Genomic DNA, 13,374 nt, shown 5'->3' with positions numbered 1-13,374 from the left:
TTTTTCAAATAATAATTAAATTTAATTAGAAATTTTAAAAGTATTTTTAAATTCTCCCATATCTTCTTCTTGCCACACTTTCTTTAAACTTTGTGGGTCAAACCATCTTGGTTCGGTGTGGGTTTTACTCCAAGCTTCAGCTTTTAATACCATGTCTTGAAGTAATTTAGGATATTTTGAACTCAAATCTTTTTCTTCACTTATATCATTATCGACATTATAGAGTTTCCAACTACCATTATAGGCTTTAGTTGCTTTCCACTCATCTTGCCTAACGCCTACATCCGAAAACCCAGAACGATGGCGCATTGCAAATATAGGTTCTCTAGAGTATGGTGCTTTTTTGTTAGATAAATCATTCCAAATATTTTTACCATCAAGTTCTTTTTCTTTTGATATTTCGGCATTAGCCAAGCTAGCAAAAGTGGGATAAAAATCGAGTGCAGAAACAGGATAATCAAAATGAACTCCAGCTGCTACTTTATTTGGCCAATGAAAGAACATAGGCACTCTAAAACCGCCTTCGTAAGTATCACCTTTTACTCCCCTGAGTGGTGTGTTATTTGCACCTTTATCTGTTCGGCCTCCATTATCACTTAAAAAAACGATTAAGGTATTTTCAAATTGATTTATTTCTTTAAGGGTCTTTACTATTTGCCCTACGCCTCTATCTACAGCATAAACCATTCCTGCATAAGTACGTCTATCTTTATCCTTTATACCATCGAAAACCTTCATATCTTCCTCCTTAGCTTGTAAAGGTGTGTGTGGAGCGTTGTATGCTAAATATAAAAAAAATGGTTTTTCTTTTTTTGATGCGTCTTTTACAAAACGAACCGCTTCTCTAGATAAAGCATCCGTAATATATTCGGTTTCATGGACCTCAACGCCATTATGGTCAAGAGGTTTTAAGTAATCCCATATATTATTGTTTCCAGCTGCAACTTGTTGATTATATTTTGCTTTATATATACTTGGGAAGTATTCATGTCCACCGCCAAGAAAACCATAAAAATCATCAAAGCCTCTTTTATTAGGATGAAATTCTTCCGATTCCCCTAAATGCCATTTTCCAATAGCGCCTGTATAATATCCAGAACTCTGCAATACTTTACTTATAAAAGTTTCATTTAAAGGGATACCCGAAACAGCACTTACATCACTATTTGCTGGAATATTAAATTGCGAACCATATGCATGAGGATAACGTCCCGTCATGATTCCAGCTCTACTTGGGCCGCAAAAAGGATGAGCTACATAGGCTGATGTAAATACAGTACCGTTACTTGCTAACTTATCCATTTCGGGAGTAATAATGTCTTTAGAACCATTAAATCCCACATCAGCATAACCTAGATCATCGCACAAAACGAAAAGAATATTTGGTTTAGAGTTACTAGTGGTATTCGTTTTTATTGATTGACTTTTTATACCTGTACACGACGCAAGTATCAATAGTAATGAAAACATTAAGCTATTGTGAATACTTTTATTTATCATAACTTTTTAATTAATTGTTGAATTATATTACCTAAATATTTCTAGAAACGAAATTAATTATTAATTGTATTTTTTATGATTCTATTCTTATCTTAAACTGAATAAAAATTACCTTTAAAACACATTTAACATTTTAGTTTATTAATATCTTTTTTGTTTTTATACTCTCACCTATTCTTACAGCTATAAAATAGAATCCAGGTGATAAATTAGAAACTTGCAAAACAAAAGGTTCTGATGTTTTATTAATTTTAAGCATCTCTACTCCCGAAATATTAAATAATGAAATTTCACTTGCATTGGGAGCAGATATTTTTAAATTATCTATTTTACTTCTATCGAATGGGGTTGGATATATTTTAAATGAGTGATCAACTTTGGAAAAATTAGTAATGCCAAGAGTCTCACTCTGCCATATTCTTATATACTCAATTTCATAATTAGCAGGTAAATCCTCAGCTTCTGGTAAGCCTAACCATGGAAAGGTTTCAGAATCGAACCATAATCTATATGGCACATCAGTCACCCAGCGATTATTATCTGTTCCATTATTAGTGATTTCTGATTTTAGTATAGAACCATTTGGGTGCAATACGCCATCAATATAAACCTTAATATAGTTTGGTGTCCATTCAAACCCATAAACATGAAACGCATCTGCCGTATTAAAGTTTGCTTGTATATTTCGGGTGTGTGCTGGTCCATTTCCATCAGGTAAATAATAAGGATTATTCGGGTTCCAACTAATCATATTAAACTTTAATCTTTTTGCCCAATTTGCATTGGCTTCTCCTGGTTGTGGATCTCCAAACATTTCAAACATATCTAACTCCGATTGATTACCTGTAGTCCAAAAAGAGCTTGTGATTTCTGCTTTAGCAGCTTTACTCATTATTTCCATATAGCCATACTGAAAAAGTGTTTTACTAATTACAGCTGCTGTGGTTATATTTTGGTAAACTTCACCATTAGCATTTGTCGTTGGGCTAAAATTATAATTGGGTTCCCAGCGTGTTTCTATTTTAAGTTTACCATTTTCTTGTTTGGCATTATCTGTTGAAAATTGTGAAGGTGCTCGCCCTCTAAAATTAGATTGATAAACCCCATTTCTACCTTGAATAAGCCACTTGTTTTCGTTGATAGTAGACGTTTCAAACTCATCACTAACATCTGGATTCAGCACCCAATTACCTGTATTTGTCGGATCTGAAAGCGGATAATTTTGAGCACCCATATATTGAGACATCACAACTAATGATAAACAACTAATTGAAAGTAAAATTTTATTCATAAAACACATTTTAGTAATGAGGTAAATTTAATTACTCTTTCACTGCCAGAGTTTTAGTTTTTTATCTACTAATAATTAAATATTACCCTTTAAGAAAAGTTTTACTAAAATTGAGAACTTGTTCACATTGCAAGTCTGGAATAGACAAATAATTAAGTTATAGCTGTTCTTTATGGTTTTTAGCAAAATAATTTACAATTTTTTGTTGAGTTTCGTTTAGTTGTTGGTGTTCCAAAAACCAATAAACCCGCCGTGCAATTACAATATTTTCATCAAGTAGGGGTAAAATATAGTTTGTGATTTTTAATGAATCTGGATTCTTTTCTAACATTAATTCTAAATAATAAGAAAGTACTTGAAACGATTCTATTTGTAATTTACTTTCAGAAAAACAATCTAAATAATCCCTAGAAATTGGGCTTTCTAAATTTTGAAGCGATTTAATGGCTGCTGTTTTTTGAGCAACTTCACCATAAATAAATAATTCTTTTATGCATTTAAAATAAACTTCTGAAGGTGCTGTTTCAAAATAATCTACCGTTGGTCTTATCAATTTATTTTCATTTTTAACACGGTTATGTATAATATCTAAGAACAACCTATCATATAAACCTCGATCTATTAAAGCCTCTAACCCCATAAAATAATACGTTAGATTTTCTTCTTCTAAAAATTCTAAAATTTGAGCATTGGAAGCTGATAGTGTTGATATTTTTTTTATTTGATTAATAATATCTTTATTATTTGCCCAATGCCATAATGTAAAACAAGTTAATGCTGCTCCAGGCACAGTATCTTTATCATCCAACACCAAGGCCGTTGCACCAGAAACAGCATCAACATTATCACTATTACTAGCATTAACAACAGTTAAAACGTCATTAAGCCGAACTTCACTATAAGGTGAATTGCTATTAGAAAGAATAGTTTGTAATTTTAAATAATCTTGTGGCTCAAATAAATCTGCTTCGTACTTCTCTAAAGTCTCCCTTGCTTTAAGTTCGTATTTTTTGTAAGCTCCAATATTATTCCAAAAAAGCCTAACAGGAATAACCTTGCAAACTGCTTCCAAGCATATTACTGATTCAACGTCCATATAGTATTGAATAGGAAGATTTTCTTCATTTTTAACTTCTACCAAGATTGCAGGAACAAGCCCCTTTTCTCCGGGATGATTTATAAAAACTTTATGTTCTATAATAATGAGATTTTCAGAAATAGAATAACCACCATTATGAAAAAACAGCCAAAATGGTAGAGTTAGAATAAAATATACTTGCGCTTTTAATAACATACTTATGCGTAACAACGCACTTCAAATAATTTAACATTTTTAGCTCCGTAAGTTTCTTTTAACTTAAGGCGTATTGCCGTAACTTTATTTTGTTTAAAATTGAGTTTAATTAACCGTGTTCTATTATTGGACAGATCACCTAAGTCTATCCAAATTCCATTAACACGACCTTCGACACTAATAGATTTCAACATTTCAGGAGGGATAGCATTGCCATAAAGGTCGTCATTTCTGCTATCTTTCCGCATCATAATGTTACGTTTTAAATTGGTATCGCATTTAATTTCTACTTTAGAAATTAATTGAGGTGCGTCCCATTCTAATTGGATTTCAGCAACTACCCCATCAGATTGCCAATGGTTAATGGCTCCATCTATATCTCTAGAGATTCCGTTTGTTAGATTTTTAGCATCACCGGAAGATGTGGTTGAACCAAAAATAACACTGGCTTTTTTAGCTAAATCATTCGGGGCGTTAGCTGGTCTTTTAGGAATAAAAGCATCATCGCGTAGAAGCATTTCTTGTAACTCATTTATATGTGTTTGTGCTACTTCTCGAGGTAATATTTTTTTCTTATTACAAATTGTTGCCGCTGTACCAACCGCTTGCCCCATTAAAGCGCAAGTTGCCATAATTCTTGAAGAAGACAATGCTATATGAGTTTGACTTACATTTCGGCCTGCAAACATTAAATTTGATACATTTTTCGAGTACAAAGCTCTAAAAGGAAACTGATAAATATTCTTAAAATGATAATGAAAATAACTAGGTGGCTCCGAAATGTTTTCGATACCTCCCGGGTTATGCTCATCTAAAGACCAACCACCGAACGCCACAGTATCTGCAAAGTTTTTATGCTCAGTCATATCTTTTTCGGAAACAAAATAATCACCAATAAAACGACGAGATTCTCGCCTGCACGGCAATGAGCCTACCCAATCTAAAGCCAAGTTTTCGGCCTCGGGAAAATTTCCTGAGTTTTTAATATAATCCCAAACACCATGTAAATACCCCATGAGCTTATGCCTATTCACTTCAAAATCGGCAATAATATCTCCATCACTGCCAACTTCTATCCACCAAATACCTTCATGATATCCAGCAAATTTCCGTCTTGGGTTTGCTCCTTCATGTGTGTATTTTATGGCGTAAGATGGTGGTGAATATTTCATTGGACGACCCATATCTTTAGAAGACATTAAAAGGGTTGCTCCCATTTGCCATCCATCTGGTTGATCTGGCGCATAAGTTTCGTTATACTCTGCCTTGCCTTCTCTACCTGTCCTATATTCAGCTCCCGCCGTTGCCGCCAAAAGTCCGTCTCCAGAGCAATCTATAAAAATTTCAGCATTAATAGTATAAAGGATTTCTGTAGTTGATTGCCAACACAAAGCCGATTTAATTTTACTGCCCTCCATTTCTGCTTCTACGGCTTGTGTATTCAGCATCAATGTTAAATTAGGTTCTCTAACCACAAAATCGTACATAACATGGTCGAAAATTGGAAATGATTCTTGCTCATTTTCAAATCGATTATGCAAAAGTATTTCTTCGATAATACCTGTTTCGCGCTCAGCATTCCCGCCAATATTATTAACTCCATTTAAGTGTACACGCATTTCGCTAGATGCATTACCTCCTAAAACTGGTCTATCTTGGATGAGTACTGTTTTAGATCCATTTCTAGCAGCAGCAACCGCAGCGCATATACCTGCAGCACCACCGCCAATAACGGCTACATCATAAACTCTCGTTTTTTTTCTGGATGGCATTCCTGTTTTGCCTGTACCTAAGTGATACCATTTATCTAGTTTTCTATTGTAAATTATATCTTGAGTTCCTGCACAGGAACTGGAAATTATTGGAATTACTCCGGCTGCGATGACAGCTTTTGTACCTTTTTTAAAAAAATCTCGTCTTTCCATATTTCAGATTGTTATATCGATATTAGTCTATTTCTTATTAATTTCCAGAAAGATTCCCCCTCCACCCCTTGTTGAATTGTATCATTAATTTAGCAACTAAATCTGGATTATGTTTAGCAATATTAACTGTTTCATGCGGGTCATTTCTATGGTCGTATAACTCGATATCGATGGCTTCTTTTTCAAGATGTGCCCTATCTTTCCATACTATAAAACGGTATTGTTCAGTGCGCATGGCATATCCCATTAATGTGTTTTCGAATAAATCTCTATTCCATTTATTTCCTTGTTGAGCAATTATTCGATCTTCAACCTCTTCAATTAATGGCCTAAAATAGGTTTCTCGCATTGCCGAACGCAGTGGAAACCCACCCCATTCTCGTAATGCAGGTGAAGGGAATTGGCTAAAAGCTGCATTTTTCCATGTTTGCTCTGGATTTTCGAGTAATAGTTTAAAGCTAGTACCTTCAACATGTCTTGGGATTTCAATACCTACCAAATCACTTAAAGTTGGATATATGTCTACCAATTCTACCAAGGCATCGGTTGTTTGTCCCCGGCTTGCTTTTGGCATATTAGGTGTCCAAATCATTAAAGGAACACGTGTTGCTATTTCGTAATTTGTGGCTTTTCCCCAAATACCCATATCACCTAAATGCCAGCCATGGTCGCTCCAAACAATTATTATAGTATTATCTCTAACCCCAGCATCTTCCAAAGCGTTGATCATTTTACCTATTTGTGCATCTACATAACTTACACATGCTAAGTACGCATGTTTCAGCGTTGCTGCTAACTCATCGTCAATAGGTCCTTTTTTAGGAATGCCACTTCGCACACGCAACTCAAAAGAAGGATGTAAACCCATAGTTACAGCATCATTCGGAGCTTCCGTTTTTGTGGCTAACTTAATATCTTCACGATTATATAGATCCCAATATTTTTTTGGTGCTACCCAATTAAGATGCGGTTTGTTAAAACCTAATCCTAAAAAGAAAGGTTTATCATTTTTTGCCAACATATCCTTCATTGTAGCAATAGCTAAGTCTGTATTATAACCATCTGAATAGGTGTTATCAGGCACATCTGCGGACTCGTAAGCAACGCCAGAAGCCAAACCGTATTTCGCTACATCGCCATATTTAGCAACCATTTCTTTTCGGGTTGCTGTACGTTCTTTGTTGTTTTTTTCTAAAGCAAAACCAACAGGTTTTTTCATACCTTTTGCTTCCAAACTATCTATAGAAGGCATTCTACTCCAAGACTTTTTATCATCCAAATCGCCATGATGGAAAATTTTTCCAGTGTACACCGTTTCATAACCATTTTGCATAAAATGTTGAGGCAAAGTCACTACATCTGGATTGACCTCTCTAAATTTTATATAATTATGAAAAACACCACTAGTTTCAGGACGAATACCTGTTAATACACTAGCTCTAGATGGACCACAAATAGCTTGTTGACAATAAGCATTATTAAACAACAATCCTTGACCTGCCAACTTATCTAAATTTGGACTAACTGCTATATAAGAGCCATAACACCCCAATTCTGGTCTTAAATCGTCAATAGCTATAAATAGAATATTCTTTTTTTTATCAGTTGATATAACTCTATTTTTTTCCTTGCACCCAAAAAGAATCAATAACAGACATATTAAATTAGCTAGTTTCATAATAATCTTGATATTAAGTTATTTGATCTCAAAAAAAGCTTGTATTTTATATTTACTTAGATATTAATTAGTGATTTCTAATAGTAGCACTTCTTCTGATGCTAAATCAAATTCAGAATCAACAGAATTGGATGTTATCAAATTTTTGATTGTCATTGAAACTCCTGATTTTAAAGACAATTTAATCTTTGCCTTATCATGACCTACATTAAGTAAATTAACCAAGTAAGAACCATTGTCTTGTTTCACAACTCTTGAAATAATAGTTTTAAATTCTTTACCATTATCCGATTCAACAATAACTTCTGGCATGTGGTCTTCAATTTCCGTTAACGCTATTTTTTTAATATTGGAAATATCTGTATTATTTAAAGCTATTAGGCTTCCATTACTTGAGGTTAATTGCTTATTTCGTTTTTGTCCATGTTCATTCATTGACAAACTTTCAGAAGAATCCAGAATTACGGTACCACCGTTATCCAAATAAAACTGCAGCGCGTTAAATTCAGCATCGGTAACATATTTTGTATTATAAACAACAACTGTATTCCAAGTACTGTTATCTTGTTTCTTAATAATATTTTCAGTAACGAAACCTAACGGCAATCCTTCAAAAAATAAAGATTTGTATAACTTTCCATTTTTCGTCATGTAGTTAGACATATTAATGGCAGACGTTTCCGAATAAAATAATCGTAATGGACGAGGTTGCTTGCGAAGTTCAATAATTTCTTCGGAAAAGGTATTTAAATCATACATTACCTGAGTTACTTCGTTAGCAATATGTGGTTGCATGTTGTTAGAACCTGCGTAAGCACCTCCTAATCCTGGGTCAAAGAAGTTAAGTTCTCCTTCTAACCTATCTTCAGGTGAACCATCAGGATCTCTTGCCCAAAACCATCCCATATTGGCGTCCATACCCATTAAGGTTGACAACCAATATACATTACGAACGTAGCTAGTACGCGCTTCCAGATCTCTCCACATACCAGAGGAAAGAAAATGAGATTCTGAATTTACATTTATTTTATTTGGACCAACAGACTCGAGAAAATCATGTAAAATAGCCATGCCGTCCCATTTATAGGCGTATTGCTCATTCCAATCTGAATTAATATGTGGTCTAATACTCGGGCTTCCTAAAGCCTTGGCATCATGACCAATCATGGTTGTTAATTCGGTTAGTGCTTCAAAATCCATTCCATGTGAACGTGAATCCTCGTAAAATGTTCTTGGAAATAATTTTATGTGCGTATCCGCTTCGGGGTTAACAGCATGTAAATTATCTTGGTTAAATTTGAACCATTCCGTTACTCTATCCATATTATATCGATTCCAATCAAACCATATTGGTTCCCCTTGTAATTTGGAATCTATTGGGATTTCTATATTCACATTATTAAAATTAGCAAACGACGATTTCCAATTTGAATTAAGAGCTTTGATATTACCATTGTACTTACTGTTTAACCAAGACCTAAAATTATTAAGCGTATATGATGATATTCCATTCATCTCTTTATAGTTATACGTCCAATGTTCTTTCTCTGAAAACCAGTGTGGTTCGTTAGCAAATATATAGCCTAGCTCCGTAACCTTTTTACCTTTAGTAAGCTCACCTGTTCGTCGTATAATTTTAGCCCATAAATCTCTAGCTACGGGGTTATCTATATCAAACCCTGTAAATAAAGAACGTCCTTTTCTAATTTCTGGTTCTTTTTCTTCAACCCATTCAGGAATCCCCATAGACCAATAAATTAAGAAGCCAATGTTTGTATCTGGAATGCTTGTTAATTCTTTCATTAATTCTTCATCAAAAGAACCATTTTCTTTTAGTAGAAAAGAATTAATTGCTCTATCGTGATCTACCGGGTATAGGTTTTCTCCTCCATGAAAAATAGCTCCGAGGTGATCATTGTAAACATCGGTATTGGTTAATGGTTGCCCAACTGTTTTTGAAAAATAATCATAAGGAAAAGATGGCTTACCGTTGCTCACAAACATATTATTTGCAGCTTTTGTATTTTGCCAATCTACTTTGTTTACAGGACGACGTTTAATCTCTCCCTGAAGTTCTTTTTTTAAGTCGTCTATACCTTTATTTAAAATCTGAATAACCTTTTTACGTTCAAAATCTGGTAAGTCCTCTGCCATTTGTTTTTTATTATCAGCATAATAACGTTCGTATCCAAATAACTTTTCAGTAGCCTCTTTATTAGATTCATCCCAATTAGCAAATTTTAAAAACTCTTTTGAAAACCAAAGTATTGTTTCTTCTCTTGTAACATCAATTGATTTGTTCTTAGCATCTTCCATTAAAGATTCTAGCGCGTTAACTTTGTCTAAAGCTTCAAGTTCTAGCGGATTTTTATCCTCACAAGATGTAAAAAATATGATGGTTATTATTAATAATGCCTTAAATTTCATGAATATTACGTTTTTATTTATTAGAATTATTTAGTTGGTCTATTTTAGACTTTCAATGTTTTACGGCTATTTTGCCTATTGTTTTATACAGTTATCGAGGTGGTGTATTTTACCGCTTTTGTCTTTAATTATAAGCTCTATTTTATTAATGTTTAAATCCCATTTAAATGGTATTTGAAAGGACAACGCTTTTAAGGGTGACACCTGTTCAATACTTATTTCTTTAATTAATTTGTCGGATGTATCTTTTAAATGAATTAAAACTTCTCCTTCAATAAAAACACCATATTCACCGCTTAACATCTTATTTTCTTCATCAAAAGAAATATTCTTAGTGATAACCCCAGTTTTATTGACTTCAAGAATTGGTAACGCCTTTATTTTTGCAGCAGCTTGTATTTCAAAATAATCGAAATGCTCATTTGGTTTTAGATGATAAATAGGTGTTTTAATTTCAGTTTCTAAATACCCTGTTTCCATACCACTATTATAGATTTCCGCGTTAACACCATATTCATAGTTTAAGTTTTTATTATAAGGTTCAAAAATCTTAACAAAAACAGCATTCTCAAGCTTGTTTACATAACAAATCCATGATTTTGAAGCTATCATCTGAAAGCCTGCCATTAAATTATAATCGTAATGCATTTCGAAAACACCCGGAGCCACCTCTCCTTTCCAATTGGTGCCCGTATTAAAATATTTTTTTAAATGTTCCTGGTTATTCTTGTCAATAGGAAATCTATTTTTATTAATAAAATTCCAGCGATTTTGTGGACTTGTTGTAATTTCAAACTGTTTACCATTAGGAAGTTTTAGGTTTTCAGAAAAAGGTAAATAAGCTAAAAAATTTTCACCGTCTTCTAAATTGAGATTGCTTCTCGTTGGATGCTGACTTGTGATTTTTAATCCACGTTCTACAGAGTAACTACCTTTATTTTTTAATGTATGCTTAATGTAAACCACGCTTTTATCTTCTTCGATATAAAGACTGCGATTATACTGCAATTGTTCCTCTATTATTTCTGGGTTATTAAATGTTTTTAACGAATAATTGTAAATCGGAACGGGCAAATTTTGAATACCCGAACTCACATGGATACTTTGTTGCCCTTTAGTATTTGTTGAAATATCGACAGCGTAAGGACTATCTCCAATAATTGCTGGAGGAGGCCAACGCCTAGTTTTTTCGCCGCTACTATTGATAGCGCAATCATCAACAGGAATAGGAACTAAACGATAACCTCCAAAATTACGCCATTCCTCTTTTTTAACATCGTCACTAGGCTCAAAAACTTTACCAAATAGCTTAGGGTTTACCCATAGCGCAGGAACATGAGCTAAATTAAATTCTAAAATACGACCTGCAGCATCGGGTACTACAGCTACACTTATAAATTTATTTTTAACAACGTGCACATTATTCCAACCCCAATTATTATAATTATTAATTATGGACACGTTTGGGTTTGATTGCGCACTTAAAAAACCTGGTATTAACATAGCTAAACCCAGTTTTTTTATTCTAAACTTTATCGAGTAAATCAAAACAATTTTAAATTTTAGCGAGATTACCTTTCCATCCTTTGTTAAATTGTATCATCAATTCTTTGACAACCTGAGGGTTTTGACCAGCAATGTTTTTAGTTTCAGCAGGATCATTTTCATGATCATATAATTCAATAAACAGTGGTTCCTTTTCTGAGGTTTTGTAATCTTTCCAAATAATCACTCGGTATTTATCTGTACGCATGGCATAGCCCATTACATTATTTTCAAACAAATCTCTATCCCATTTATCGCCTTGTTGTTTTATTATACGCGCTTCAACCTCTTCGATTAAAGGGCCAAAATAGGTTTCGCGCATCCCTTTTGATAACGGATTTGCTGCCCATTCTCTAAGTGCGGGATTAGGAAATTGACTAAATGCTGCCGATTTCCATTCTTTGTTTGGATTACTTAAAAGTGGCATAAAACTTTGCCCTTCTAAATGACTTGGTTTTTCAATCCCTGCCAATTCACACAGCGTAGGATATATATCAACCAATTCTACCAAAGCTTCCGTTTTTTTACCTCTTATTTTTTCTTCCATATCTGGTGTCCATATTATTAAAGGTACCCGTGTTGCTATTTCATAATTGGTAGCTTTACCCCAAATACCCATATCGCCCAAATGCCAGCCGTGATCACTCCAAACTACAATAATTGTATTATCTCTAACACCAGCTTCATCCAAAGCATCAATCATTTTACCAATTTGTGCATCTACATAACTCACACAAGCTAAATAAGCATGTTTTAACGTTCTAGCCATGTCATCATCAATAGGCCCTTTTTTAGGAATTCCATATCTAGCACGTAATTCAAAAGACGGATGTAACCCCATTGCAGCACCATCAACTGGACCTTCGGTATGTGCAGCTAATTCTATTTGTGAAGGGTCATACAAATCCCAATATTTTGATGGTGCTAGCCAGTCTAAATGTGGTTTTTTCATACCCATTCCTAAAAAGAAAGGTTTATCAGGATTCTTTTCAAGCATATCTTTTAATGTTGCAATGGCTAATTCTGCATTGTATCCATCCTCGTAAAAATAATCTGGTACATCTGCTTTTTCATAAGCAGGGCCTTTTCCTAAACCATTTCGTGGGGCATCTTCTCCGTACTTGGCAATCATGTCTGCCATGTTTTTCTTAAACATTTCTTGGTTTTCTGAAAGTGCAAACCCTCCTGGAGTTTGCCCTTTCTCCACAACCATTTTATCAAAAGCCGGTTTTCTACTCCATGATAGTTTTGCATCTCCAAATTTTTCATTGTGATAAATTTTTCCTGTACTTGCCGTTTCATAACCGTTAGCCCAAAAAAGTTGCGGTAAAGTTGAAATATCTGGATTAAGATCTCTGAAATATGTAAAATTCTCAATAACATTTATTGTTTCTGGCCGTGCTCCCGTCATTAAACTAGCTCTTGATGGACTGCATATAGGTTCTTGACAATAAGCATTATTAAATAGCAAGCCTTTACCAGCTAGTTTATCTAGGTTTGGTGTAATTGCAATTTTAGAACCGTAAGCACCAATTTCAGGTCGTAAATCGTCGATAGCAAGAAATAAAATGTTTGGTTTTTTCTTTGGTTCTTCCTTTTGTTCTGTTTTTGATTTACAGCTGACCATGAATGCCAGTAAAAAAATAATTTTTAATAATCTCATTTTTTCATGTATTAAATAGTTTAATTCGCTTGCTTTTAAGATTACAAAAAA

The 13,374-nt window shown here is 34.0% G+C and carries 8 protein-coding genes; all 8 read right to left on the bottom strand.

Annotated elements, in window-relative coordinates:
- Positions 1 to 21 precede the first annotated feature (21 nt).
- The 8 genes from ACJJV4_RS09155 to ACJJV4_RS09120 all read right to left on the bottom strand — a co-directional run bounded on the left by ACJJV4_RS09155 (position 22) and on the right by ACJJV4_RS09120 (position 13,287).
- Positions 22 to 1,500 carry a sulfatase-like hydrolase/transferase gene (locus ACJJV4_RS09155; protein WP_405293646.1) on the bottom strand — a complete coding sequence of 493 codons (1,479 nt, stop codon included), beginning with the start codon at positions 1,498 to 1,500 and terminating at the stop codon, positions 22 to 24.
- A gap of 133 nt (positions 1,501 to 1,633) precedes the next feature.
- Positions 1,634 to 2,791 (bottom strand): T9SS type A sorting domain-containing protein, encoded by a 1,158-nt coding sequence (locus tag ACJJV4_RS09150; protein WP_304404372.1) that lies wholly within the window; start codon positions 2,789 to 2,791, stop codon positions 1,634 to 1,636.
- A gap of 157 nt (positions 2,792 to 2,948) precedes the next feature.
- A complete protein-coding gene (locus ACJJV4_RS09145; RefSeq protein WP_405293643.1) occupies positions 2,949 to 4,085 on the bottom strand; it encodes a hypothetical protein in 1,137 nt (378 codons plus the stop codon).
- Between the two features lie 2 nt (positions 4,086 to 4,087).
- Entirely contained in the window at positions 4,088 to 6,010 is a 1,923-nt protein-coding gene (locus ACJJV4_RS09140; RefSeq protein WP_405293641.1) for an FAD-dependent oxidoreductase, read from the bottom strand.
- A gap of 37 nt (positions 6,011 to 6,047) precedes the next feature.
- A complete protein-coding gene (locus ACJJV4_RS09135; RefSeq protein ID WP_405293639.1) occupies positions 6,048 to 7,688 on the bottom strand; it encodes a sulfatase in 1,641 nt (546 codons plus the stop codon).
- 63 nt (positions 7,689 to 7,751) lie between these two features.
- Positions 7,752 to 10,115 carry a hypothetical protein gene (locus tag ACJJV4_RS09130; protein WP_405293637.1) on the bottom strand — a complete coding sequence of 788 codons (2,364 nt, stop codon included), beginning with the start codon at positions 10,113 to 10,115 and terminating at the stop codon, positions 7,752 to 7,754.
- Between the two features lie 75 nt (positions 10,116 to 10,190).
- Positions 10,191 to 11,618 carry a hypothetical protein gene (locus tag ACJJV4_RS09125; RefSeq protein ID WP_405293635.1) on the bottom strand — a complete coding sequence of 476 codons (1,428 nt, stop codon included), beginning with the start codon at positions 11,616 to 11,618 and terminating at the stop codon, positions 10,191 to 10,193.
- A gap of 52 nt (positions 11,619 to 11,670) precedes the next feature.
- Positions 11,671 to 13,287, bottom strand: coding sequence for a sulfatase (locus tag ACJJV4_RS09120; RefSeq protein ID WP_405293633.1), 1,617 nt, complete (start codon positions 13,285 to 13,287; stop codon positions 11,671 to 11,673).
- Positions 13,288 to 13,374 lie beyond the last annotated feature (87 nt).

It is taken from the genome of Algibacter sp. Ld11 (assembly GCF_045066735.1).
Taxonomy (GTDB): domain Bacteria; phylum Bacteroidota; class Bacteroidia; order Flavobacteriales; family Flavobacteriaceae; genus Algibacter.
Note: the sequence above shows the minus strand (reverse complement) of the source record. Positions and strands in the feature narration are given on the sequence as shown.

Excerpts from the sequence above, each read along its gene's own strand:
- ACJJV4_RS09155 (WP_405293646.1), bottom strand. The coding sequence starts at position 1,500 with ATGATAAATAAAAGTATTCACAATAGCTTAATGTTTTCATTACTATTG.
- ACJJV4_RS09150 (WP_304404372.1), bottom strand. The coding sequence starts at position 2,791 with ATGAATAAAATTTTACTTTCAATTAGTTGTTTATCATTAGTTGTGATG.
- ACJJV4_RS09145 (WP_405293643.1), bottom strand. The coding sequence starts at position 4,085 with ATGTTATTAAAAGCGCAAGTATATTTTATTCTAACTCTACCATTTTGG.
- ACJJV4_RS09140 (WP_405293641.1), bottom strand. The coding sequence starts at position 6,010 with ATGGAAAGACGAGATTTTTTTAAAAAAGGTACAAAAGCTGTCATCGCA.
- ACJJV4_RS09135 (WP_405293639.1), bottom strand. The coding sequence starts at position 7,688 with ATGAAACTAGCTAATTTAATATGTCTGTTATTGATTCTTTTTGGGTGC.
- ACJJV4_RS09130 (WP_405293637.1), bottom strand. The coding sequence starts at position 10,115 with ATGAAATTTAAGGCATTATTAATAATAACCATCATATTTTTTACATCT.
- ACJJV4_RS09125 (WP_405293635.1), bottom strand. The coding sequence starts at position 11,618 with ATGTTAATACCAGGTTTTTTAAGTGCGCAATCAAACCCAAACGTGTCC.
- ACJJV4_RS09120 (WP_405293633.1), bottom strand. The coding sequence starts at position 13,287 with ATGGTCAGCTGTAAATCAAAAACAGAACAAAAGGAAGAACCAAAGAAA.